The following is a 25,620-nucleotide window of genomic DNA, read 5'->3' as shown; positions in this document are numbered from 1 at the left end:
CGCCAAGCCGGATCGAGGGGCTTTCCGCTCGCCAAACCAGACTTGCCAGAGCTGGAGCAGCCCAAGCCAGCTCCGTCTAATGGCGAGGATAGAATGAACAAGCTTGTTATGGCCGCAGCGGTTGCTGGAATCAGTTTTAATTCAGTGCATCCAGCGCCTCTGCCCGAGGTCATGGCCGATGATGTCGGAGTTTCTCAGCAGCGCCTTGCCAAGCTAGACGAGTTCTTCGATCGTGAGATCGAAAACAAACGCGTGCCGGGCGCGGTGGTTGCAATCGCCCGAGACGGCAAGCTGATCCACTACAAGGCGTACGGCCAACTTGATCCTGCAAAAGGATCGTCGATGCAGCTCGATGCGATGTTCGCGCTCGCATCTATGACCAAGCCGATGGTGGCCGTTGCCGGCCTCACCCTCATGGAGCAAGGTCGCCTGCCTCTACGGGGCAGGCTTACGGACTATTACCCGGAATTCGCAAACATGAAGGTGGCGGTGCCACGGCCTGACGGTTCGTTAGAATATCTAGCGCAGAGTTCTCCGATCTACATCCACGATCTCTATCGACACACATCAGGTCTCACCTATGGCGCGCCTCCAGATAGCCCAGACCAAGTGGCGCGCCTCTACCCGGAATTTGCAGCCCCGCCGGTAAAGGGCGACAAGCAGGCTTTCATCCATGCCATTACCAAGTTGCCGCTAGCACGCCAACCGGGGACGGAATTCGAATACGGCTTCTCAACCGACGTGCTCGGAGCTGTCGTGGAACAGGTCAGCGGACAACGATTGGGTGACTATCTTGCCAACAACCTGTGGAAGCCGATCGGCATGCAGGATGCCACCTTCCATTTGTCCAGATCGCAACGCGAGCGCCTCGCGCATCCGTTTCCAGACGACCCGCTGACGGGAAAGCCACAAGAGATCGAGCTCCTCGAGAGTCCGACAAAGTTTGACTGCGGAGGAGCCTGCGCGTTTGCGACAGTCGGTGACTACGTGCGCTTCGGACAAATGTTGCTCAACGGTGGGGAGCTTGATGGGCAGCGCATTCTCGGCCCGAAGACGGTGCGCCACATGATCTCCAACCACCTCGGGCCGGAGATCAGGAATAAGGTCTCCAATGTGGAGGCACATCGTGCCGGCTTCGGCTTTGGACTCGGTGTGGCTGTACGCATAAGAGAGGGTCTCTCGGCGGTTCCGGGCAATCCAGGTGAGTTCACCTGGACCGGCGCTTACGGAACACAGTTCTTCTGCGACCCAAAGGAACGTCTGGTCGTGGTGGTCGGAACGGCCGCGCCCGGAGAAATCCGGAAGTACTATCGCGAACAAGTCCAGTACATCGTCTATGCCGCAATAATTCGATAGTTCGCCCGGCGGTGAAAGAGCCCGACGACAGTTTGGGGTGGTTGGAAACCGGTGAGCTGGACACCGATGACTGAACGTCAGCGCCGGCTCCCGCTATCCTCGGCCGGATTGCGCCGGTGCTAGGACGAACGCGACGCCTCCGCATCGCGAAGCGATTCTCGAGGCGAGTGCGGTGTCGTGATACGCTAAGAGGACCGCGGCTTGCCATCGATTGGCTCGCGCGGTGCGCTCCTAGACTCAAGAACATCCAGCCCTTCGCACCCGATCCCGTGGTGATGCCGTGCGTAGCCACATTGCAAGACAGACAGATCGGATCGATCCGCCTTGCAAATTAACGCATGTGCGCTGCACGGCTCGGTATCGCCTTCTGTTCGGCGCTGGGCTGCCACTTTGGCGTGTTTCCGCAGTCGGACAAGGACGCGATCGACCCCCCAATTGGTCCGCAGCGAGCAAGTCTGATTGAGACGGACGGCTGGCGCGGTGCTCGTCACCTGCTCCACTCCTTTTAATTAGGGCATGCGCGCGCGTGTTCCGACGCAAAAGCGAGTATGACGTGGTCGCCAGGATTGGCAAATCATTGTGCTGCTCTGTTCAAGTTCTCACATCGACGTTCAAAGCCCGACATCACTGGCATGACAGGGCTCGACGGCGCGTGCCTGGGGCTTGCTGGTTCGCCCGCCGATAGGGCAAGAGTCGAAAGGCTGGTTTGGCACCCGGTCAAGCGTTGCGCTCCGATGGCCTGTTTCTTGCTGCTGCGTCAGCAGTTCGTTACTGCCGACGACGACTCACATGGAAGGGTTCATGGGTGGGGCAACGGAAACGTTTTATAGCGTGATCAGAGGTCAGGGCATCACGCGTCGTAGTTTCCACAAATTCTGCAGTTTGACGGCCGCAAGCTTGGGACTTGGTCCGCTTGCCGCAAGCACTATTGCCGCCGCCCTGGAGACCAAACCGCGCGTACCCGTGATCTGGCTGCACGGGCTCGAGTGCACCTGCTGCTCGGAAAGCTTTATCCGCTCGGCCCATCCGCTGATCAAAGACACGCTGCTGTCGATGATTTCGCTCGACTATGACGATACGATCATGGCGGCGGCGGGAGAGCAGGCTGAAGCCATCCTGGAGGAAGCCCGCGCCAAGTATAAAGGCAGGTATTTGCTTGCGGTCGAAGGTAATCCGCCGCTGAAGCAGGAGGGTATGTTCTGCATTGACGGCGGCAAGCCATTCGTTGAAAAGCTCAGGTCGATGGCTGACGAGTCGATGGCGATCATCGCTTGGGGCACGTGTGCGTCCTGGGGATGCGTCCAGGCGGCCAAGCCCAATCCGACTGGCGCTGCGCCGATCGATCAGGTGATCAAGAACAAGCCGATCATCAAGGTGCCCGGGTGTCCGCCGATCGCAGAGGTCATGAGCGGCTTGGTGACTTTCATCACCACGTTCGGAAAGCTTCCGGAGCTCGATCGCCAAGGGCGCCCCAAGATGTTTTATTCCGAGCGCATTCACGACAAATGCTATCGACGTTCCCATTTCGATGCCGGCCAATTCGTCGAAGAGTGGGACGATGAGTGCGCACGCAAGGGCTATTGCCTCTACAAGATGGGCTGCAAGGGACCAACCACCTACAATGCCTGTTCGGCCCTTCGGTGGAACGGCGGTGTTTCATTTCCGATTCAATCCGGCCACGGCTGCCTGAGTTGCTCCGAAGACGGTTTTTGGGACAAGGGTTCATTTTACGACCGACTCACGACCATCAAGCAGTTCGGTATTGAGAAGAATGCCGATCAGATTGGTATGGCTGCTGCCGGGGCGGTTGGGCTGACCGTCGCCGCCCATGCGGCGGTCACCGCCGTGAAGCGGTTGACCAAAAAGCCGGATCGCAGCGCGCCACCCAAGTAAACGGAATTGACAAGAGGATGACGGTGGCCGGACAGATACCAAATGGGTTCAATCTCGATCGCTCCGGCAAGCGAATTGTCATCGATCCGTTGACGCGCATCGAAGGCCACCTGCGTGTCGAAGCCAATGTCGATTCCGACAACGTGATCCGCAATGCGGTTTCGAGCGGGACGATGTGGCGTGGCATCGAAATCATCCTGCGCGGGCGCGATCCACGCGACGCCTGGGCGTTTACTGAGCGGATTTGCGGTGTCTGCACCGGCACCCATGCGCTGACCTCCGTGCGCGCGGTTGAGAATGCGTTAGGGATCACGATTCCGGAGAACGCCAATTCGATCCGAAATATCATGCAGCTGTGCTTGCTCGTGCATGATCATCTCGTGCATTTCTACCATCTTCACGCGCTCGATTGGGTCGACGTGGTATCCGCGCTCAAGGCCGCCCCCAAGTCGACCTCTGCGCTGGCACAGTCCATCTCGTCGTGGCCATTGTCGTCCCCTGGCTATTTCAAGGATTTGCAGATCAGGCTGACTAAATTCTTTGGATCAGGGCAACTAGGTCCCTTCAAGAACGGCTATTGGGGGCATCCGGCCTACAAGCTGCCAGCGGAGGCGAACCTGTTGGCCCTGGCACATTATCTGGAAGCGCTCGACTTCCAGAAGGAGATCGTCAAAATCCAGGCCGTCTATGGCGGCAAAAATCCGCATCCGAATTGGCTGGTCGGCGGCGTGCCCTGCGCGATCAACATCGACGGAACTGGTGCGGTGGGTGCGATCAACATGGAGCGCCTTAATCTCGTGTCCTCGATCATCGACCGTTCGATCGAGTTTGTCGAGCAGGTCTATCTGCCGGACGTCGCAATGATCGGCTCGTTCTATAAGGATTGGCTCCATGGCGGCGGACTTTCAAGCAAAAGCGTAATGTCCTATGGCGACATCCTAGAAAACGCCAACGACTGTTCTGCGAACAATCTCAAGCTGCCGCGCGGCGTGATCCTTGATGGCAACCTCTCGGAGATATTGCCGATCGACCATAGTGATCCCGAGCAGATCCAGGAGTTCGTCACGCATTCGTGGTATAAATACCCGCTCGATTGCTGTGGACTGCATCCATGGGATGGCATCACCGAACCGAGTTTCGAGCTCGGGCCAAAAGTCAAGGGCAGTAAGACTGATATTAAGGAACTCGACGAAGGCGGCAAGTATTCGTGGATCAAAGCGCCGCGCTGGCGCGGCCACGCCGTCGAGGTCGGGCCTTTGGCGCGATACATCATCGGTTATGCGCAGGGCAAAGCCGAGTTCAAGGAGCCGGCCGACAGACTGCTCAAGGGACTGAATCTTCCCCTGACGGCGATGTTCTCGACGCTTGGCCGTACCGCGGCGCGGGTACTCGAATGTCAGTGGGCGGCGCATCAGCTGCGTTATTTCCAGGATAAGTTGGTCGCCCACATTAAGGCAGGCAATACGGCAACTGCCAATGTCACAAGATGGAAGCCGGAAAGCTGGCCCAAGGAGGCCATGGGCTACGGTTTCGCTGAGGCGCCGCGCGGTGCGCTTGGACACTGGATCAAGATCAAGGACACAAAGATCGACAACTATCAATGTGTCGTGCCGACGACATGGAACGGATCTCCTCGCGATCCCAAGGGCAATATTGGCGCCTTTGAAGCCTCGCTGATCGGCACTCCGTTGGCCGATCCGCTGCGACCCCTGGAGATCTTGCGTACGATCCATTCCTTTGATCCGTGCCTGGCGTGCTCGACGCATGTGATGAGTCTTGACGGCCAAGAAATGGTTTCAGTCAGTGTTCGTTAGGCACATGCGAAACGAGGCTCGGCAGCCCCCCGCTGCTGTCGATGCGGCACCGACCGAGCGCGGCATCGGCGATCGCGACGCCCACGTTTATGACGCGCCCGTGCGACTGTGGCACTGGGTCAATGCGGCGGCCATTCTGATGCTGGCCTTAACCGGCTATCTGATCGGAACGGGCACACCGGCGATGTCGGGACAGGCAAGCGGCAATTTCCTGTTCGGCTATATCCGATTTGCTCATTTCTCTGCAGGGTATGTCCTCAGCGTCGGCTTTGTTCTGCGCATTTACTCGGCCCTGATCGGAAATCGATATGCCATGCAGATCTTTTGTGTTCCGCTCTGGCGCGGGTGCTTTTGGCGCGAGGTGCACCACGAGATTCGCTGGTACGCGTTCCTTGCAGTTGAGGCCGATAGACGCGTCGGGCACAACCCCCTGGCTCAGCTCGCAATGTTCCTTATGTTTACGCAAACGATCACGTTCATGATCGTCACAGGTTTTGCACTTTATGGGCAGGACACCGGTAGCGACAGTTGGCAGGACAGGCTGTTCGGTTGGGTGTTTTCAATCTGGCCGAATAGCCAGGACGTCCATACCTGGCATCATCTCGGCCTGTGGGTGATCGTGGTCTTTGTACTGGTTCACATCTACGCGGTGATTCGGGAGGACATCATGTCGCGCCGGAGCATCTCCTCCATGATTTCAGGTGAGCGCGAGTTTCGCGATTGAATGGCAAGCGGTTACTAGTTCCGGAGAACAAGCAACGGATCCTTGTGCTTGGCATCGGCAATATCCTGTGGGCCGATGAGGGGTTCGGCGTGCGGGCGGTAGAGGAATTCCATCGCCGCTATGTAGTCGCTGACAACGTCACCATCCTCGATGGCGGCACGCAGGGGCTCTACCTCGTGAGTTATCTTGAGCAGGCTGATTGCCTGATCGTGTTCGATGCCATCGATTTCGCACTCCAGCCCGGACAGTTGAAGCTCATGCGGGATGCCGAGGTGCCAAAATTTGCTGGCGCCAAGAAGATAAGCTTACATCAGACCGGCTTTCAGGAGGTCTTAAGTGCGGCCGATCTGCTTGGTCGCTGCCCGCGAGACCTCGCTCTCATCGGATGTCAGGCGCGGGACCTGGAGCATTGGGGCGGTCCGCTGACAGCTCCGGTGCGCTTGCAGATTGCGCCGGCGATCGAACTAGCTTGCGAACTCCTGGCGCAGTGGGGCTCGCCGGCCACACTGCGAACGGCGCCGCTGCCTGCATCAGAACGGCTGTTGGCGAACAATATCGACCATGCAAGTTATGAGATGGGAGCGCAGCCGATCTAGCGGCCCGCGATTGAATCATGTGCCTTGGCTTACCAATGACGATTGTTGAGGCGGACGACATCACGGCACTTTGTGAGTATCGCAACGAACAGCGGCGTGTCTCGGTCATGCTGCTCGACTGCGCCCCGGTCGGCGCCAGAGTGCTCGTTCATATCGACACCGCCGTGCGACTCTTGGATGAGGATGAAGCAAGACTGATCTCGGAAGCACTCGATGGGCTTGACGCCAGCCGTAACGGCCAGGACTGCGGCCCCTTCTTTGCGGACCTGGTCGGTCGTGAGCCGCAATTGCCCAAGCACCTACGTTAGTGGTTCTGCTGCGAAGTTGCGGTGACTACGCCCGCCCGCAAATCGATCAATCGCGCGCACCGTCCGCATGGAAAAGTCAAATGCTTCGAACGATGATTCCCGTCTCCTTCACAGCGCGACGATGATTGGCACGTGCCTTGCTACATCTCACCTAGCTCAAACCAAGGACTATCTGAAAGGAGTCTGATGAAGTTCCAGCCAGCGCGGTACAACCTCGGACCCTGTCCGTCTGAGGTAGAGAGCATCAGCGCGCATGCACGCCTGGTCACGCACGCTTCCACGAGCGCGCCCGAAGTGCTGCTGACGGTCGATGCCGTACATTCGCTCCGGGCCGTCCATGTCGCATTATCCCTTCCTGAATTGATCAAGACTTTTCGGCGTTGCGCGCAAGGTGGCAGTGCCTGCGCATGCGTCGGCTGGAAAGCTGGTCGGACGGCTCGGCCCGCGTCGTCGATCGACGCTAATTTGGTGCCATCGGCACGATACGCGTGGCCTGATCGGCAGGCGTCTGGTTCGCTTGGTCGAGATCGACCGCATCGTCGCACCGATCGTTTGGCTGTACGCTGGTAGCATTTGTGCCGGCAATGCCTCCCGATAGATCCAACCGGACATCGCATCATGAAGACAGCGGTCCGCGTCGTATCCGAGGACGCCGAGGGGGTGGTGAACAAGTCTGCCACGGGCACGGAAAGTCTCGATGTATTCCATAGCGGGCCGGCGACTATGGAGGCGGTAGCCAAGCGCGCCCGGCGCGACGGCGACGAGCTTGCAAGGAACTATCCGAATGTCACGGTGCTGTTGTCGAATGTCGCCGCTGCCGCTCGCGGCCATCAGCAGAGCACTCGGACGCAGCTGTACGGACTCGCCAATCTCAGCGAGCTCGAGCGCAAGCTGATTGGCGAAGTGCTCGGCGAGGGCGAGGTCACCGGCGTAGTTGCGCTGCCAGATGGCTCTTTTGCGCAACTCCGGGAGGCGGTCCTTGCGGGAATCTGGCGCGTGCGTATCGGGGCCGAACCGGCGCACGAATATGTTGAGGTTGGGGCAATCCCGCAGATTGTGCAGCGCGCCGCAACTGAGTTGACGTCTGCCGACTTTCTGATCGGCACGGCACCGGACGGTGCCATGAACGTGCGCGCGGTGCTTGCGGAGATACGCGAGCGGGCGCGTGTCTGGCGGTCGGAGATGCGGGCGCATGTTATCAATCTGACGTTGCTGCCGATGAGTGCTGTAGACATGGCATTCCTACAGCAAAGTTTGGGCAATGGTCCGGTCCAGCTCATCTTCCGCGGTTACGGCACATGCCGCGTGCAGGCGACCGGGGTGAGGAACGTCTGGTCGGTGCAGTACTTCAATTCTTTGGACGACGTCATCCTTGATACGGTGGAGGTCGGAGACGTGCCGATCGTTGCCTTGGCTGCTGACGAGGATTTCGAGGACTCTGCCGAGCGCCTGCAGGAAATTATGGAGGCGTACTTCACATGAAGAACTCAAAGAATGCTCGCAATCCGGTGGGACCTCGCAGATTGCGCGCGGACGGCCGCTGCCGACATGTTTTGCGCGAGCTAATGATGCAGCGGTGCATATGAGTTTCGCGGTCCGCAACAAAATCGATGTCTCTGTCTGGCTTGCTGCCGACGTAATTGCCGCGGTCGAGATCATGCCCCGAGTTCGGCCACCGCTGGCGCGGCTGTTCGCCGGCAAACCGGCCTCGTTACTGCTCAGACAGATCCCGCGGCTCTTTGCATTGTGTGCCGTTGCGCAGCAAACCGCGCTTCTGTCTGCGATCGAGACGGCGCGCGACGAAGCGATCAGCCCCACGACAAGGCAGCATCGTGTTGCGCTGGTCGTTGCCGAGCGCATCGCGGAATTACTGCGGGGTCTCTTTGTCGGACATCTTGCCCGGGACACCGCCAGTGCCGCGGCTATTCGTTCCGTGATGCAGGGAATGTCAGCACTCATCGGTAGCGGACAACCGGCCTGCGGGCCTGCTCGACGCGAAGCGACGGCAAGAATTGTGGCTGGGCTGGGCGCGATCGGCATACCGAACGGGGATGGCGCGCCCAGGCCCTGCAGCCCATTGGCAATTCGCATAGCTGCGCTGGACGAGATCGACCTGAAATCGATCCGGATCGCGCACTCGTTCCTGTCCGTTGCCGACGACCGCAACATCATTGAACGGCTGCTCGGCGATGACCCGACATTTTGCCATTGTCCCGATCTTGGGGGGCGTGCGCCCGAGACGGGTCCATGGGCACGCCAGATGACGCGTGATCGGCTCTGGCTGGGCCGGTCGGGTGCGGTCGAGCGGCTGAAGGCCAGAATTGCAGAAATCGTTCGGCTATGCGACTGGCTCAAGGCCGGTGCTCATATCGACTCAGCAGAGCCTGGGATTATCAAAAGCTACAGGTTGGGTCCGGGATGCGCCGCGACCGCGGTCGAATGCGCCAGGGGCAGGCTCTATCATGCGGTTGAGCTTGATCCTCAGGGCCAGATAGACCGCTTCGAATTTCTTGCTCCGACGGAATGGAATTTCCATAGGACCGGACCGCTTGTCCGGAACCTGCATGGCGCGGTTCTGACGGCGAGACGGCATCAGAAAGCGGTTCGTGCGGTGATTGAATCGCTTGATCCCTGTGGCGGATTCACACTCAGGTTTCGCAAAGTTGACGATGCATGAAATGGCGATTTGTCTGGGCATCATCCAAATCGTCGAGGAGGAGATGCGTCAGCGATCGTTGTCGCGGGTGCGGAGCATCTGTCTGGAAATCGGGGCGCTGAGTCATGTCGCGCCTGATGCGATCAGGTTCTCCTTTTCTGTCGTTGCGACGCGAACGATTGCCGAGGGGGTAGCTCTTGAGATCCTCGAACTTCCGGGTATCGCCTGGTGCATGAGCTGTTCTAACAGTGTCGAAATTGCTGGCCGCGGTGATCCCTGTCCTTGCTGCGGCAGCTATCAGTTGCAAGTAACCGGCGGCGAGCAGATGCGAGTGAAAGAACTGGAGATCGATTGATGTGTACCGTTTGCGGTTGCAGCCAAGCGACGTCTTCAATCGAACCTGCCAGAGCGCGTGATCCGGAGACCCGAGGCCGTTGCGATCCTCATGGGCAGGACGATGGTGAACGCCATGACGCACATTTTCACGGCGAAGAGCGAGTGCAGCATTCATCCGATGCCCGCCACAGTCATGATCACGAACATTATCAGAGTGATGGTCGGCAAGCGCTTCTGAGCTCCGGCGCGAGCCCAGCTGGATTGAAGGTCATGGGTATAACCCGCGAACGCATCATTCGGGTCGAGCGTGACATCCTCGGCAAGAATAATGCGATCGCGTCCGACAACCGGACGCTCTTTGCGGCCGATGAGCTACTGGTATTTAATCTTATGTCGAGTCCCGGTGCGGGCAAAACCTCGCTGCTCGTCCGCGCCGTATCCGAGCTCAAGCTCAGCTATCCGACCGGAGTCATCGGGGGCGATCAGCAGACCTCAAACGATGCCGAACGCATTCGAGCGGCCGGCGTGCCAGCTATTCAAGTCAATACGGGTAAGGGGTGCCATCTCGATGCTGCAATGATTGGCGAGGCTTATCGCCGCTTGCCGCGGCTCACGCGCGGCATTCTCTTCATCGAGAACGTCGGTAACCTGGTCTGTCCCGCGGCCTTTGATCTTGGCGAGGCCTGCAAGATCGTTGTGTTGTCGATGACCGAGGGTGAAGACAAGCCACTGAAATATCCCGATATGTTCGCGGCTTCATCACTCATGGTGATCAACAAGATCGATCTAGCTTCACTGCTTGAGTGCGATCTGGACAAGACCATTGTGTATGCAAGACGCGCGAATCCGAAGATCGAAGTAGTTACGGTTTCGGCCCGTACCGGCGAGGGTTTTGGCGCGCTCTACGCTTGGATCGATAGACAGGTGGCCCACCAAAGGCAGGCCGCAAAGGACGCCAGGCGATGAGCGCCGCAACCATTTGCGACCGAACACGACTGCGCGTGCGCGTGAGCGGAGCGGTGCAAGGGGTCGGCTTTCGTCCTTACGTCTATGGCCTCGCTACGCGGTACGGATTGGCGGGATTTGTCGCCAACGGCCCGGAAGGCGTCACAATCGAAGTCGAAGGTGGCCGTGCGTCGGAATTTGTTGCCACATTGCCGCTCGAGGTGCCCCCGTTGGCGCGCATCGACCACATCTGCGTTCAGGAGACAGCGGCGCTCGCGACAGAAAACTTTTCGATCGGCGCGAGCGAAGGCGGAAAAGTGTCAACGCACATCATCGCCGACGCCACGACCTGCGGCCAATGCCTCAGCGAGCTATTCGATCCAGAGAATCGCCATTACCTCTATCCCTTCATTAGTTGCTCCCATTGTGGTCCACGCTACACTATTGCCGGGCGGCTCCCCTACGATCGCCACAACACGGTGATGAAGGCGTTTAGGCTGTGCGCCGCCTGCACCGCCGAATATGCGGATCCGGCGAGCCGCAGGTTTCATGCGGAGGCGATCGCGTGTCCAGAATGCGGCCCTCGGCTTAGCCATGGGTTCAACGCCATTGCCGCTGCAATCGCAGGCGGTCAAGTCGTCGCCATAAAGGGTCTCGGCGGCTACCAGCTCCTCTGCGATGCCCGTAACCAGGACGCTGTGCAGCGCCTGCGCAGCAGAAAGCAGCGCCGTCAGAAGCCGTTTGCAGTTATGCTCGGTTCTATAGAGTGCGTCAACGAGATCGCGGAAGCGGACGCTCTCGAGCTCGCAATGCTCGAATCTGCAGCGCGGCCCATTGTGCTCTTAACTTCGCGCAAATGTCTGGCGCCCGCCATCGCGCCCGGTTTGTCTCGCGTTGGCGTCATGTTGCCTGTAGCCCCGCTGCATCACCTGATCTTTCATGCGCTTGGCTCGACAAGAGCGTGGGTTGCGGAACCAAGCCCGGTCATGGTCGTCACCAGTGCAAATCCTTGCGGCGAGCCGCTCCTGATCGACAACGCGCAGGCGCTGCGCCGGCTCGAGGCGATCGCCGACCTTGTCGTGACCCATGATCGGGATATTTTAACGCGTGCTGATGACTCCGTGGTCGCGGTGGTCGCAGGCCCGCTCCCAATTCATTCGTCGCGCTCGGGGCTATGCTCCCGAACCGATCCAGCTCGCGCATTCTGTGCCGCCTGTGCTCGCCGTCGGCAGCGCGCTGAAATCGACCGTCACCATCACGCGCGACAACCAAGCGTTCGTTTCCCAACATATTGGCGATCTCAATACGCCCGAAGGTATCCGTGTGTTCGAGGGGACGATCCAACACCTCACATCGATCCTTGACATAGAGCCTGTCGTCATCGCTCATGATCTGCATCCCGACATGGCATCCACCCGCTTTGCGCAAGCAAGCGGCCGCGCGCTGATTGCAGTCCAGCACCACCATGCACACGCTGCCGCCGTGATGGCCGAACATGGCCATGCGGGACCGGCGCTAGCTCTTGTGCTCGACGGCCATGGCTTTGGCTCGGATGCTGGTAACTGGGGTGGCGAGCTATTGTTGTGCGAAGGCGCGATGTGCCGACGCATTGGGCATCTCGCGCCGCTGCAAATGCCTGGTGGTGATCGCGCAGCCCGTGAGCCGTGGCGCATGGCGAGCGCGGTACTACATTGGCTCGGGCGGGGTAACGAAATTGCGCCGCGCTTTGCAGCGCAACGGCAAGCTGGGTGTATGTCGGCCTTGCTCGATCAGTCAGGCGGGTCCACCACGACCAGCGCGGGCCGGTTGTTCGACGCGGTGGCGGCGCTGCTGGGGATTGTGAGTTGGCAGAGCTATGAAGGTGAAGCCGCGATCAAGCTCGAGGCGCTCGTGCGGCGGACTGCGATTCTAGAGGCCGGGTGGATGATCGATGGTGGCGTACTGTCGCTTCGTCCGCTGTTTGCGCGGTTGATTGCGGACGACATTGACGCTGCGGGCGGAGCGGGTTTGTTTCATGGCACCTTCGCCGCTGCCTGCGTTGACTGGGTCATGCACTTCGCGCGGACAACCGGCGTCAATACCGTCGTTCTGAGCGGAGGCTGCTTTCAGAACGCGGTACTGATGGATGAAATCTGGCGCGGGTGCTGCGCTGCCGGCCTGACCCCGCTGGTGCCGCAGCGGGTGCCGTCCAACGATGGTGGTTTGAGCCTTGGCCAAGCCTGGATTGCCGCTTTGCAGATTGCTGGACAGTCGTCCGCCAGCGAAGGGAGAGCCTGATATGTGTCTTTCGGTTCCGGCAAAAATCGTAAAACTTCTTCCCGATCACATGGCCGTCGTGTGCATCGATGGTGTTAGCCTGGAGATATCGATTGCTCTTATCGACGAGCTCGACGTCGGCGATCACGTCCTTGTCCATGTTGGGTATGCACTGGCCAAGATCGATCCAATAGAAGCCAAGCGCACGCTGGAGCTACTGCAGGAGCTAGGCAGCGCAGGGCAGGAACTCCGGCCATGAAATATGCCGACGAATTTCGCGACAAGACCCTCGCGCAGGGGCTCGCCGGTGCGATTAGCGCGGAAGCCGATCCGCAAAAAGCCTATCGGTTCATGGAATTTTGCGGTGGACACACGCATGCGATATCACGCTATGGGCTTGAGGATCTGCTGCCCGCAAATGTGCGCATGATCCACGGGCCCGGTTGTCCGGTCTGCGTTCTACCCGCCAGCCGCATCGATATGGCGCTTCGTCTCGTCGAGCGGCCGGAGGTCACCCTTTGCGTCTACGGCGACCTGATGCGGGTGCCTGGCTCGCAAGGACAGTCCCTGTTACGAGCCAAGGCGCTTGGCGCAGACATCCGGATGGTCTACTCGACGCTCGACGTCATCCGGATCTCCGAACAGGCGCCGAGCCGCGAGGTCGTGTTCTTTGCCATCGGATTTGAGACCACGACACCCCCGACGGCCGTGATGATCCGGATAGCCGAAAAGAAGCGGCTGAAGAGCCTTAGCGTGTTCTGCAACCACGTGCTCACACCCTCTGCGATGCAGAGCATTCTCGAGAACCCGAAGATCCGCAATATTGGCGGGGTCGCAATCGACGGTTTCGTCGGGCCTGCACATGTGAGCACGATCATCGGGACGCAGCCTTACGAGCTCCTGGCGGAGCAATTCGGCAAGCCGATCGTGATCGCCGGATTTGAACCGCTCGACGTGATGCAGGCGATCCTGATGCTGGTGCGGCAGGTGAACGAAGACCGCTACGACGTGGAGAACCAATACAGCCGAGCAGTGAGGCGTGAAGGCAATCGGCGCGCCAAAGACGAGATCTCGCAGGTATTCGAAGCGCGTGAGCAGTTCGAATGGCGCGGGCTCGGTTTCGTACGAAATAGTGGACTGAAGCTGAAGCGCGTCTACGCGCGGTTCGACGCGGAGGCGCGTTTTGCGATGCACGAACTGCGTGTCGCCGACAATCCGGCCTGCGAGTGCTGCGCGATCCTGCGCGGCGTCAAGCAGCCAGTCGACTGCAAGCTGTTTGGAACCCTCTGCACGCCGGAAACTCCCATAGGATCCTGCATGGTCTCATCGGAAGGTGCTTGTGCGGCATATTGGACATACGGCCGGGTTCGCGATGATCAGGTGAGGCGAACGTCATGAGCGTACAGGGCTATCAACGCAACCTCGATCTCGAGAACGGACGCGTTGATCTTTCCCATGGGGCCGGGGGACGAGCCATGGCACAGCTGATCTCCAGCCTATTTCACCGAGCCTTCGGCAATGAATGGCTTGCCCGCTGCAATGATCAGTCCGCCTTTGACGTTGAGGCGGGTAAAATGGTGATGACGACCGATGGTTATGTGGTTTCGCCGCTGTTCTTTCCCGGCGGCAATATCGGCTCTCTCGCGGTGCACGGGACGATTAACGACGTCGCGATGTCCGGCGCGCGCCCCCTCTATCTGTCGGCCAGCTTCATCATCGAGGAGGGTTTCCCGCTGTCTGATCTGAAGACGATTGCGGATTCGATGGGCGCGGCAGCGCGCTGCGCGGGCGTTTACATCATTGCGGGGGACACTAAGGTCGTCGAGCGCGGCAAGGCGGATGGTCTGTTTATCTCCACGACCGGGATCGGCACTCTGGCCCATGGGTTCGATCTCTCCGCCGATAAGGCCATGGTCGGGGACCGTGTGCTGGTGTCCGGCAGCCTTGGCGACCATGGCGTGGCAATTATGTCAAAACGCCAGAACGTCGCGTTTCAAACCGAGATCGTGTCGGATTCCGCAGCGCTGCATAACCTCGTCGCGGTCATGATTGCGGCTGGCGGCGCCGGCATCCGGGTGATGCGCGACCCTACGCGGGGCGGTCTTGCGGCAACCCTCAATGAGATTGCGCATCAATCGGGCCTTGGCTTCCGTCTACAGGAAGCAGCCATTCCCGTTAAGCCAGCGGTTGCGGCAACCTGCGAACTCCTCGGGCTCGATCCGATCCACGTCGCTAATGAGGGCAAGCTCGTTGCGATCGTCGCGCCCGATTTGGCCGATGCAGTGCTTGCAGCCATGAAGACGCATCCCCTCGGATGCGATGCTGCTGATATCGGCGAGACGGTAGCTGACGATCACAAGTTTGTGCAGATAGCGACCAGTTTCGGCGGCGGACGGATCGTCGATTGGTTGTCGGGGGAACAGTTGCCTCGGATTTGTTGAACAATCCTCGCCCAACTGCGACGAGCATGAAGGCGTCAAGCGTCGGCACCGCCGTTCTGGGAACCAGATTGATGATCAATAATGGTCATTTGGCCATCAGCGGTGGCAAACAATCCAGTCTCTGGGCAAATCTCGCCTCACTGGCAAACTACAATATTCGTTCTTCAACAAGGTCCGCAAGACTGGAATCCTGGTTAGCTTTTCCACGAGCCGAAAGCCCGATTAACCGAGACATCGCATCGCGGAGTACGAAGGTTAAGTTTAGCGAGCACGGTCACTCAACCCACTCGGCATCGGCTTATTCGAAAACCTGCGCGGCTGGTCAAAGATCGCTGAATTCCTGCGCCATTTGGGCTGCTGCGTCGCGATATCGCTACGCTCTTTCAATTAGAAAGGCGCACTAGGCAGGGAGTTTGCAAATGAAGGTCGGAGTTCCCAAGGAAATCAAGGCACACGAATATCGAGTGGGCCTGACCCCTGGAGCTGTCCGCGAATACGCGGCAGCAGGACACCGCGTAATGATTGAGACCAATGCCGGCGCTGGCATTGGCGCAACCGATGAGGATTATCGCAGCGCCGGCGCAGCGATTCTGGATTCTGCAATTGAGGTATTCGCATCGAGCGAAATGATCGTAAAGGTCAAGGAGCCTCAGCCGTCCGAATGGAGCCAGCTGCGGGAGGGCCAGATCCTGTTCACATATCTGCATCTGGCGCCAGACCCGGAGCAGGCTAAGGGGCTTCTAAAATCGGGTTGCACCGCGATCGCCTATGAGACCGTGACTGATGGGCATGGTGGCCTTCCGCTGCTGGCTCCGATGAGCGAGGTCGCAGGCAGGCTCGCGGTCGAAGCGGCGGGTAGCGCCCTAAAGCGCAGTGCAGGCGGACGAGGGCTGTTGATCGGTGGCGTGCCCGGTGTTCAGCCGGCCCGCATCGTGGTGATCGGTGGTGGCGTCGTTGGTACGCACGCGGCACGGATGGCGGTCGGTCTGGGTGCAGAGGTGAGCATCATCGACCGCTCGATACCTCGGTTGCGCGAGTTGGATGAGCTGTTCGAAGGGCGCGTTCGAACCAGGTTTTCGACCATCGAAGCTGTGGAGGAAGAGGTATTTGCGGCTGATGTTGTGATTGGTGCCGTGCTCGTTCCAGGGGCGAGTGCGCCGAAGCTGATCCGCCGGAGCATGCTGAGCTCGATGCGTAAGAGGGCCGTGCTCGTGGATGTCGCTATCGATCAGGGCGGCTGTTTTGAGACTTCGCACCCAACCACTCACGCCGATCCAACCTATGAAGTGGATGGCATCATTCATTATTGCGTGGCCAATATGCCCGGCGCCGTGCCGCTGACCTCGAGCCAGGCACTAAATAACGCCACGCTGCCATTTGGCTTGGCTCTGGCCACTAAGGGTTTTTCCGCCGTGCTGGAAAATCCGCATTTGCGTGCAGGCCTCAACGTCCATCGAGGCCGGCTGACTTACAAGGCGGTGGCCGACAGTCTCGGGCTCCCGTTCTCACCGATCGAGCAGGCTGCAGCCTGATCCCAGAGGCCCCTACGGGCGTTTCCTCCCTGACTTGGGCCACCCTCCGGGGTGGCTTTTTTTTGCTCTGTCAATCTCCTGGGGTCCGCTGAGATTTATTTGCGACCCCGAGCGCGGCCGTAGTCTGCGAGATTTGAACGTTTGCGTGCGTCGGCTCGGCCAGGGAGCCTCGATCACCGGAGCGGCTTTATCTAACTAGAGCGTTTTTCGAGCGAAGCGGATACCGGTTCGCGTGAAGAAAATCAAAACAAGAAGCTCGAGCTTCGGTTCTGATTCAATCAGAACCGAAAATGCTCTAGCGCCATCGCGACGATTTTTCTGGTTGCGATTTCGAGACGTTGGTTGAGCCGATGACGACCTCGCCCGATTGACATCGTGGTGCTTCGCTGCCGCTGCCCGGGTGAGCAAAGCCATCACCAGAGGGCGATCTGCGATCCCCACCGAGGCGGTGGCAGGGCTGCAATCGATACCACTTCAAAAGCGCTCCGCCGTCAGGTCAGGTCGAGCCGAGCTGCGTCTTATTGGCCAACCCCTTCACATGATCGCTGGCTATCGCGAAATGTCGACAATGCGCAAGCTACGAGATCAAGCAGCTGCGATGCCAATTGTAGGGTTTACGACACCTGGTCGAGCCGGCGGCTTGCGCTATCGGAAGTAGCCGAGACAAATCAAGCACAAGACTCCTTGGCATGAGACTTGAAGGCAAGGCGTAGTCCCGCACCTTTGCTTATGGAATCGGAGTGATGGCCTACAAAATAATCGCGTCACAATGCACGGTCTGCGGTGCGTGTGAGTATGAATGCCCTAATGCCGCGATCAGCCTGAAGAACGACATATATGTGATCAATCCGAGTCAGTGCACTCAATGTGAAGGGCATTTTGATGCGCCGCAATGCGTCGTCGTTTGTCCTGTGCCCGATACCTGTGTGCCGGCATAGATCGAATGGCCGACGGGTGGCCTCCGGCGCAGAACATGATCGAAATCCTATCGAGGGCGGCTACCTTTTGGGGCGGTCTCCTAGTTCTTTCACACCCCGGCTTCGAGTCGGCCGTGACGGGGCGATCTGCTCGGAGGAGAGGTGACGCAATTATCGCCGTGGGGAGGTCGTCCATGCGCGAACGGAGTGGGCAATGGTAGCTGTACAAGAGACGGTCGAGCGCGTCCGGCGCATCGACGTCGACCAGTATCGATATGGGTTTGAGACGCTGATCGAGTCCGACAAGGCCCCGAAGGGGCTGTCGGAAGACACCGTCCGCTTCATCTCCGCAAAGAAGAATGAGCCCGCCTGGATGCTGGAATGGCGCCTGGAGGCATATCGCCGCTGGCTGACCATGACCGAGCCGACCTGGGCGCGCGTCGACTATCCGAAGATCGACTACCAGGACATCTACTACTACGCGGCGCCGAAGCCGAAGAAGACGCTGTCCTCGATCGACGAGATCGATCCGGAAATCCTCAAGACCTACGAGAAGCTCGGCATTCCCCTGCGCGAGGTCGCGATCCTCGAGGGCGTCGAGCCGCCGCCCGGCGGCGAGCAGATGCCGAACCGCAAGATCGCGGTCGACGCCGTATTCGATTCGGTCTCGGTTGCGACCACCTTCCAGAAGGAGCTGAAGGCGGCCGGCGTGATCTTCATGCCGATCTCGGAGGCGATCCGCGAGCATCCCGAGCTGGTGCAGAAATATCTCGGCACCGTGGTGCCGACCTCGGACAACTACTTCGCGACGCTGAACTCGGCTGTGTTCTCCGACGGCTCGTTCGTCTACGTGCCGCCGGGCGTGCGCTGCCCGATGGAGCTGTCGACCTATTTCCGTATCAACGAGCGCAACACCGGCCAGTTCGAGCGCACGCTGATCATCGCCGACAAGGGCTCCTACGTCTCCTATCTCGAGGGCTGCACCGCGCCGCAGCGCGACGAGAACCAGCTGCACGCCGCCGTGGTCGAGCTCGTCACGCTCGATGACGCCGAGATCAAGTATTCGACGGTGCAGAACTGGTACCCCGGCAATTCCGAGGGCAAGGGCGGCATCTACAATTTCGTCACCAAGCGTGGCGACTGCCGCGGCAAGAATTCGAAGATCTCCTGGACCCAGGTCGAGACCGGTTCGGCAATCACCTGGAAATATCCGAGCTGCATCCTGCGCGGCGACAATTCGAGCGGCGAGTTCTACTCGATCGCGATCTCGAACGGCTTCCAGCAGGTCGATAGCGGCACCAAGATGATCCACCTCGGCAAGAACACGTCGAGCCGGATCATCTCCAAGGGCATCGCCGCCGGTAAGTCGCAGAATACCTATCGCGGCCTCGTCAGCGCCCATCGCAAGGCGACGGGTGCGCGCAACTACACCGCCTGCGACTCGCTCCTGATCGGCGACAAATGCGGCGCGCACACCGTGCCCTATGTCGAGGCCAAGAACTCCTCGGCGACGTTCGAGCATGAAGCGACGACGTCGAAGATTTCCGAGGACGTGTTGTTCTACTGCTTGCAAAGAGGCTTGAACGAGCAGCAGGCCATCGGCCTTGTCGTCAACGGTTTCGCGAAAGATGTCCTGCAAAAGCTTCCGATGGAGTTCGCAGTGGAGGCGCAGAAGCTGATCTCGATCTCCCTCGAGGGATCTGTCGGATAACCAAACGTCCCGCGAGCCTTTGAATGCGGCTCGCCGTTCCGGACGACGTATTTTGAGGGATCAGATCAAAAAATGACGCTGCTCGAAATTCAAGATCTGCATGTTGATGTCGACAGTCGCGAAATAATCCGTGGCCTCGATCTCATGGTCAATGCGGGCGAAGTGCACGCGATCATGGGGCCGAACGGCTCCGGCAAGTCGACGCTGTCCCACGTCATTGCCGGCAAGCCGGGCTATGAAGTCACCGGCGGGCAGATCCTGTTCAACGGCGAGGACTTCCTGGAGATGGACCCCAACGAGCGCGCCGCCAAGGGCGTGTTCCTGGCGTTCCAGTATCCGGTCGAGATCCCCGGCGTCACCACCATGAACTTCCTGCGCGCGGCGCTGAACGCCCAGCGCAAGGCGCGCGGCCGAGGGGAATTCTCCACGCCCGAATTTCTGAAAAAGGTCCGTGAGGTGGCCGAGTCACTCAACATTACCCGGGACATGCTCAAGCGCGGCGTCAATGTCGGGTTCTCGGGCGGCGAGAAGAAGCGCAACGAGATCCTGCAGATGGCGTTGTTCGAGCCGAGTCTATGCATCCTGGACGAGATCGATTCCGGGCTGGATATCGACGCCCTGCGTATTGTCGCGAGCGGCATCAACGGCCTGCGTTCGCCGGAAAGGGCGATGATCCTGATCACCCACTATCAGCGGCTCCTTCATTACATCGTGCCCGATTATGTGCACGTGATGTCGAAAGGCCGCGTCGTGAAGAGTGGCGGCAAGGAACTCGCGCTGGAACTCGAGGCCTGTGGCTACGCCCAGTTCGAAACCGCGGCCTGACGGCTCAAGGGATTTCCCCCATGAAGCATGTATTGGCTAAGGCCGATGCCGGGTGCGCAACGAGCAATTTTCTCGCAGCTGCGCTCGGACGGCTGCCTGGCGCGGGCCTCGTTCCCCATATCCGTGCGAGGGCATTCGAAGCCTATGAGCGCGCCGGCCCTGCCGCATCGGCGCATGGAGGCCTGGAGATACACGGATCTGCGCGCCCTGATCGGCGAGGTATCGCCACTCGCTCCGCGACCGGACACGGCGGCGTTGGCGCGCGCAAAGGGGGCGGCCAGACGAGTGGCTGTCGATCAGGCGGTCAAATTGGTCTTGGTGGACGGCATATTCTCGCCCGAGCTATCGGATCTCGGCGAGCTGCAAAATGAGCTTCATGTGCAGTCACTGCGAGAGCTGTTGGAGAATTCGGCCACTGGCGCAATGGCCGGTTTGGTGCTTTCGACGACGGACGATGCGGTGATCTCGCTCAATGCGGCAATGGCCTCAGATGGTCTGGTGATTTCGATTGCCGAAGGCAACACAATTAGACGCCCTATTCAAATCGTTCAGGTCGCGACGGGATCGTCGGTGTCCGCTTTTACCCGCTCATATCTGCAGCTGGATAAAGGGGCGCAGGCGACCGTGGTGCAAAGTTTCATCTCGGTCGAAGGCGCGAGCCGCTATCAGGCCAACGATGTCTTAATCGCCCTGGCTGGGGACGAGGCGAGCCTTTCGCATATCCGCATCGCGGCTGACGCCGCCGATGCGGTGAACATCTCGTCGGCGATCATCGCGGTCGGCACGAAAGCTAAGCTCGATCTCTTCAGCATGACGTGCAGCGGCTCCATCAATCGCTATCAGGGATTCGTGACGCTGGGTGGCGAGGGATCCAAGCTCTCTGCGAATGGGGTTAATCTCATCAAAGATGAACTGCACGCCGACACAACAATCGTGGTCGACCACGCCGTGCCGCATTGCACCAGCCGGCAGAAATTCCGCGCGGTCGTTGATGATCGCGGCCGCTCGGTGTTTCAGGGCAGAATCGTCGTTCGTCCCGTCGCCCAGAAGACCGACGCCAGCCTGTCGACGCGAGCGCTGCTCTTATCCGACCAGGCCGAGGCGGACAATAAGCCGGAACTTGAAATCTCGGCCGACGACGTGACCTGCGGCCACGGAGCGAGCTCAGGAGCGTTGGATGGCAATCTCGTATTCTATCTGCGCGCGCGGGGGCTGTCCGAGAAGGATGCGCAGATGTTGCTCATTAAAGCGTTCATTGGAGAGTCGATTGAGGAGATCTCCGCCGATAACCTGCGCGATTTTGTGACCGCGCAGGCTGAACACTGGCTGCAGGAACGGCAATGAGCGAACATCCCGCGGTCAGCAATGGTCGTTACGAGGTCGACCGTTTGCGTAATGATTTTCCGGCGCTGGCCATGACCGTGTACGGCAAGCCGCTTGTCTACCTCGATAACGCTGCGTCCGCGCAAAAGCCAAATGCGGTGCTTGACCGCATGACGCAGGTGTACTCCAGCGAATATGCCAACGTTCATCGTGGCTTGCACTATCTCGCCAATGCAGCAACCGAGGCGTATGAGGGGGCCCGTACCAAGGTAGCGCGGTTTGTGAACGCGCATTTGAACGAAGAGATCGTCTTTACCCGCAGCGCCACCGAGGCGATCAATCTTGTCGCACAGACTTTCGGTCGAGAGCGCATCAGCCCGGGTGATGAGATCGTCCTGTCAATTTTGGAGCACCACTCCAACATTGTGCCATGGCATTTTCTTAGGGAGCGGCTCGGTGCAGTGATCAAATGGGCACCAGTAGATGATGACGGTAACTTCTTGCTCGATGAATTTGAACGACTGCTGACCTCCCGCACCAAGATGGTTGCAATCACACAGATGTCGAACGTGCTCGGCACGGTTTTGCCGGTAAAAGAGCTGGTCAGAGTCGCACATGCACGTGGTATCCCGGTGTTAGTCGACGGCTCGCAGGGATGCGTCCATCTGAGCGCCGATGTTTGCGACATTGATTGCGATTTCTACGTCATGACCGGCCACAAACTCTATGGTCCGACCGGAATCGGCGTGCTTTACGGAAAATTCGAGCATCTGGCATCGATGACGCCCTTCAATGGTGGCGGCGAGATGATCCGCGAGGTCTCATGTTCCGGCGTCATTTATGGTGATCCGCCGCACCGGTTCGAAGCGGGTACGCCCCCGATCGTCGAGGCGATCGGGTTGGGCGCGGCCGTGGATTACATCAATTCAATAGGCAAGGCGCAGATCCGCAAGCACGAGAGCGCACTGCTCGCTTACACGCGGGAGAAGCTCGGTGACATCAACTGTGTGCGCATGATCGGGGCGCCGGCTGAGAAGGGGCCGATCATCTCGTTCGATGTGAAAGGTGCGCATGCGCACGATATTGCCACCGTCGTCGATCGCGCCGGTGTAGCGGTGCGGGCGGGGGCGCACTGCGCGATGCCGCTGCTCAAGCGCTTCGGCGCACTGGCAACATGCCGTGCGTCCCTTGGACTTTACAACACCCGTGAAGAAATTGATGTGCTCGTGCACGCGCTGATCAAGGCACGCCAGCTATTCGCATGATCGGCGAGCGAGCTGCGTTGAGGTGAGATTGAGCCTGCATTGAGCTGCGAAGTTGAATGACGTCGTGCTCCTGAGCATCATCATCATCATCGCAGGTCTCGGCAAGCAAAGGTCGCATTGGCAATCCTCTTCGGCCAGGGCACCTTGCAGCCGTTTCTTCTTTGCGTCCGCCTTCGTCGAGCGCGGGGTCGTAGTTCTAAAGGCAGGTCGCGTCATGGCACACAGGACCCAAAAGATGCCATTGAGCACGCGACGGTCATTTATGCGCTGAACGTCGCGCGGCTTGTTTGGCAGCATCGGTTTGATGGCGTCCATTCGTAATCGCTGAGTTCGTACCGCATGATTTGAATCTCCGGTTTCGGAGCTTGAATCATGTCTCGGGCCCGCGCCATCAACCGGCAACGCCTCGCGGCCGAGCCGCTAACGCTCTGAGTATACTTCCGCTTTCGACGGCATAGAGGACTTGGGCGGGCATGCTAGTGGCTCGATCCGGTCGTCCATGACCGAAGTGGACATGACGTAAGACCGTCCTTCCAGAGGCTATTCGCGCTGTCGTGAAAATAATCGGAGCTTCGAGCGAAGGGGCGACCCGCATTCACGTCAGGCCTTTTCGAAAACTCGCATGGCGATCTGGTCGATGCGCGATCCATGGTCTTATGGCCCTGAACGCCGTGCGTCGCTCCGCGCCCGGAGGAAGGCGGATCGTTGCCTCCACGAGGGGCAAAGAACTGTGCGAACAACCTGTCTAGCTCGCCAGAAGCTCACCCTTGCGTCCGTCTGACCGCGGTGAAAGGAGAGAGGTGCGGACGATCTCCGCAACTGAGAGTTTCGCAGATTTTAAAGGAAACCTATGGAAATCCGCGGCACAGCAGCCACTATGACCGTGCCGAGGAGCAGGGCCAGCATGTACGCCAGGATCGGACCCATGCCTTCGTCGGGATGAATCCGACTGATGGCGCACGCCGCATAGTAGCCGACGCCGAATGGCGGCGCGAAAAGTCCAATCCCCATCGCCAAAACGACGACCATGGCATAGTGGACCTCATGCACCCCCACCTGGCGGGCAATGGGGAAAAGCAGCGGACCGAAGAGCACGATGGCAGGGATGCCTTCGAGCACGCTTCCCAGGACGACGAACGCAAGGATCGTGACGATCAGAAATATCGGTGCACCACCCGGCAAGGAGGTCATGAAGTTCGCAAGTGATGCCGAGAAGCCCGATTGGGTCAAAGCCCAGGCCATCCCCGTCGCCGCACCGATGATGAAGAGGATCGCGCCGGAAAGAGCCGCGGTCTCAACCAAGATCGGATAGAGGCGACGCCAATCGAACCGGCGATAGATAAAAAGCCCGGCCAATACGGAATAGACGATGCCTATCGTCGAGACCTCGGTGGCTGTTGCGACCCCCTCGACCACTGCAGCGCGGATCACAAATGGAAGGGCAATGGCGGGAATCGCGATCAGAAAGGAACGGCCGATTTCACGCCTGGTCGCCCGCTGAACGTGCGACAAATCCTCTCCACGGTACCGCCACCACACCACCGCGCACAGTCCGACCGCCAGCACGATCGCCGGCACTAACCCGCCCGTGAACAGGGCCGCGATCGACACGCCCGTCACCGATCCGATTGTGATCAACACCAATGATGGGGGGATCGTCTCGGTCTGAGCGCCGGTCGCCGCGAGGAGTGCGACGAGATCACCGCGCTTTGCGCCGCGTCTGGTCATTTCGGGGAAGAGCACAGGCGCTATCGCTGCCATATCGGCCGCCTTGGACCCCGAAATACCCGAGACCAGATACATCGCACCGACCAGCACATATTGGAGGCCGCCCCGAACGTGGCCGAGCAGGCTGGCGAGGAAACCGACCATGGCGCGGGCCATCCCGGTCATTTCAATCAACAAGCCGAGGAACACGAACATCGGTACCGCAAGCAGGATGAGATGGCTCATGCCTTCGTCCATGCGACCGATAACGACCACGTTGGGTGTGCTGGTCGTCAGCGTTATGTAGCCGATGGTCGCTAGGCCGAACGCGAAGGCGATCGGCACCGCTGCGAAAACCATGGCGCCAACGATAAACACGAAGAAGATCAGCAGGTTCAGATTGCCGAGCGGTTTAAGGATCGGTGCGAGCAGCGCGAGAACTCCGATCAGCGTTCCCACCGCAGCGATTGCAGCCGCGAGGTGCTTCACGTTGGCCGTGGCTGCCAGCCTTAGAGTGGCAACGACCAGCATCAAGCCGATGCCGACCGGCAGGGCGGCGGCGCGCCAAGTGTTGACTATGCCCAGAGCCGGAGTTGTGACGAAGACTTCGTCGGCTGCAAACTCGTAGGCGGGGCGAACCACCAGAAGCATGAACGCGAACGAGGCAGCCGTCGCAAAGACGTCAAGGAACAACCTGGCTTCCGGGCGAATCATGCCAACGATAGCCGTCATCCGCATATGCTCGGCCCGCTGGAAGGCGACGACCGATCCCAGCATCGCCAGCCACAGAAACAGGATGCCGGCGAGCTCATCCGACCAGACAATCGGGGTATGGAGCACGTAGCGAGAGACGATGCCGACGAAAAGGACTATCACCTCTGCAATGACCAGCAATGCGGCAGGAATGGCGACGACGGGCTTCAGTGCCTTGTTCAGGTTCACAACAGCCTTGCGCCATCCGGCGGCAGGCTCAGGAAGAGCAAGTGTCGCCCCGTCCATTTGCGCATGTTCCATG

At 59.5% G+C, this 25,620-nt stretch carries 19 protein-coding genes and 3 pseudogenes; 20 read left to right on the top strand and 2 right to left on the bottom strand.

The annotated features are described in order from the left end of the window. Positions 1-93 precede the first annotated feature (93 nt). The 20 genes and pseudogenes from ACVMB0_RS01730 to ACVMB0_RS01635 all read left to right on the top strand — a co-directional run bounded on the left by ACVMB0_RS01730 (position 94) and on the right by ACVMB0_RS01635 (position 22,898). On the top strand, positions 94-1,356 hold the full coding sequence (locus tag ACVMB0_RS01730; RefSeq protein WP_461345119.1) for a serine hydrolase domain-containing protein: 1,263 nt from the start codon (positions 94-96) through the stop codon (positions 1,354-1,356). A gap of 801 nt (positions 1,357-2,157) precedes the next feature. Then, positions 2,158-3,249 (top strand): hydrogenase small subunit, encoded by a 1,092-nt coding sequence (locus ACVMB0_RS01725; protein ID WP_461345118.1) that lies wholly within the window; start codon positions 2,158-2,160, stop codon positions 3,247-3,249. A 23-nt stretch (positions 3,250-3,272) separates the two neighbouring features. Then, positions 3,273-5,063, top strand: coding sequence for a nickel-dependent hydrogenase large subunit (locus tag ACVMB0_RS01720; RefSeq protein WP_461349573.1), 1,791 nt, complete (start codon positions 3,273-3,275; stop codon positions 5,061-5,063). 4 nt (positions 5,064-5,067) lie between these two features. After that, the gene (cybH, locus tag ACVMB0_RS01715) at positions 5,068-5,787 is read left to right on the top strand and encodes a Ni/Fe-hydrogenase, b-type cytochrome subunit (RefSeq protein WP_461349572.1); all 720 of its coding nucleotides are present in this window, start codon (positions 5,068-5,070) and stop codon (positions 5,785-5,787) included. Then, entirely contained in the window at positions 5,784-6,383 is a 600-nt protein-coding gene (locus ACVMB0_RS01710; protein WP_461345117.1) for a HyaD/HybD family hydrogenase maturation endopeptidase, read from the top strand. Before cybH ends, ACVMB0_RS01710 begins: the two co-directional genes overlap by 4 nt. A 17-nt stretch (positions 6,384-6,400) precedes the next feature. Then, entirely contained in the window at positions 6,401-6,691 is a 291-nt protein-coding gene (locus tag ACVMB0_RS01705; protein WP_461345116.1) for a HypC/HybG/HupF family hydrogenase formation chaperone, read from the top strand. A gap of 618 nt (positions 6,692-7,309) precedes the next feature. Continuing rightward, positions 7,310-8,173 (top strand): hydrogenase expression/formation protein, encoded by an 864-nt coding sequence (locus ACVMB0_RS01700; protein WP_461345115.1) that lies wholly within the window; start codon positions 7,310-7,312, stop codon positions 8,171-8,173. A gap of 100 nt (positions 8,174-8,273) precedes the next feature. Next, positions 8,274-9,368 (top strand): hypothetical protein, encoded by a 1,095-nt coding sequence (locus ACVMB0_RS01695; protein WP_461345114.1) that lies wholly within the window; start codon positions 8,274-8,276, stop codon positions 9,366-9,368. After that, the gene (hypA, locus tag ACVMB0_RS01690; RefSeq protein ID WP_461345113.1) at positions 9,361-9,702 is read left to right on the top strand and encodes a hydrogenase maturation nickel metallochaperone HypA; all 342 of its coding nucleotides are present in this window, start codon (positions 9,361-9,363) and stop codon (positions 9,700-9,702) included. Before ACVMB0_RS01695 ends, hypA begins: the two co-directional genes overlap by 8 nt. 251 nt (positions 9,703-9,953) lie before the next feature. Beyond that, complete coding sequence (hypB, locus tag ACVMB0_RS01685) at positions 9,954-10,649, top strand: hydrogenase nickel incorporation protein HypB (RefSeq protein ID WP_461345112.1); 696 nt, start codon at positions 9,954-9,956, stop codon at positions 10,647-10,649. After that, a pseudogene (hypF, locus tag ACVMB0_RS01680) lies at positions 10,646-12,905 on the top strand (carbamoyltransferase HypF). Before hypB ends, hypF begins: the two are co-directional and overlap by 4 nt. 1 nt (position 12,906) lies before the next feature. Beyond that, positions 12,907-13,143, top strand: coding sequence for a HypC/HybG/HupF family hydrogenase formation chaperone (locus ACVMB0_RS01675; RefSeq protein ID WP_253640857.1), 237 nt, complete (start codon positions 12,907-12,909; stop codon positions 13,141-13,143). Further along, positions 13,140-14,282 carry a hydrogenase formation protein HypD gene (gene hypD / locus ACVMB0_RS01670; protein ID WP_461345111.1) on the top strand — a complete coding sequence of 381 codons (1,143 nt, stop codon included), beginning with the start codon at positions 13,140-13,142 and terminating at the stop codon, positions 14,280-14,282. Before ACVMB0_RS01675 ends, hypD begins: the two co-directional genes overlap by 4 nt. Beyond that, a complete protein-coding gene (gene hypE, locus ACVMB0_RS01665; protein WP_461345110.1) occupies positions 14,279-15,325 on the top strand; it encodes a hydrogenase expression/formation protein HypE in 1,047 nt (348 codons plus the stop codon). The genes hypD and hypE overlap by 4 nt, the downstream gene beginning before the upstream one ends. A 419-nt stretch (positions 15,326-15,744) precedes the next feature. Continuing rightward, positions 15,745-16,857 (top strand): alanine dehydrogenase, encoded by a 1,113-nt coding sequence (ald, locus tag ACVMB0_RS01660; RefSeq protein ID WP_461345109.1) that lies wholly within the window; start codon positions 15,745-15,747, stop codon positions 16,855-16,857. Between the two features lie 743 nt (positions 16,858-17,600). Then, positions 17,601-17,795 (top strand): 4Fe-4S dicluster domain-containing protein, encoded by a 195-nt coding sequence (locus ACVMB0_RS01655; protein WP_076827827.1) that lies wholly within the window; start codon positions 17,601-17,603, stop codon positions 17,793-17,795. Positions 17,796-17,988: 193 nt separating this feature from the next. Next, on the top strand, positions 17,989-19,485 hold the full coding sequence (gene sufB, locus ACVMB0_RS01650; protein WP_461345108.1) for a Fe-S cluster assembly protein SufB: 1,497 nt from the start codon (positions 17,989-17,991) through the stop codon (positions 19,483-19,485). A gap of 72 nt (positions 19,486-19,557) precedes the next feature. Continuing rightward, complete coding sequence (sufC, locus tag ACVMB0_RS01645; protein ID WP_461345107.1) at positions 19,558-20,310, top strand: Fe-S cluster assembly ATPase SufC; 753 nt, start codon at positions 19,558-19,560, stop codon at positions 20,308-20,310. Between the two features lie 20 nt (positions 20,311-20,330). Next, positions 20,331-21,654: pseudogene (sufD, locus tag ACVMB0_RS01640) on the top strand (Fe-S cluster assembly protein SufD). Continuing rightward, positions 21,651-22,898, top strand: a complete 1,248-nt coding sequence (locus ACVMB0_RS01635; protein WP_461345106.1) for a cysteine desulfurase — start codon at positions 21,651-21,653, stop codon at positions 22,896-22,898. The pseudogene sufD and the gene ACVMB0_RS01635 overlap by 4 nt, the downstream one beginning before the upstream one ends. A 183-nt stretch (positions 22,899-23,081) precedes the next feature. Here ACVMB0_RS01635 and ACVMB0_RS01630 read toward each other — a convergent pair. Together ACVMB0_RS01630 and ACVMB0_RS01625 are read right to left on the bottom strand one after the other, a co-directional pair. Next, positions 23,082-23,239: pseudogene (locus tag ACVMB0_RS01630) on the bottom strand (transposase); the annotation flags it as partial. Between the two features lie 496 nt (positions 23,240-23,735). After that, positions 23,736-25,619 carry a TRAP transporter large permease gene (locus tag ACVMB0_RS01625; RefSeq protein ID WP_461345105.1) on the bottom strand — a complete coding sequence of 628 codons (1,884 nt, stop codon included), beginning with the start codon at positions 25,617-25,619 and terminating at the stop codon, positions 23,736-23,738. Position 25,620: the final 1 nt, after the last annotated feature.

It is taken from the genome of Bradyrhizobium sp. USDA 4451 (genome assembly GCF_054822585.1).
This window is presented reverse-complemented; position numbering and strand designations above follow the sequence as displayed.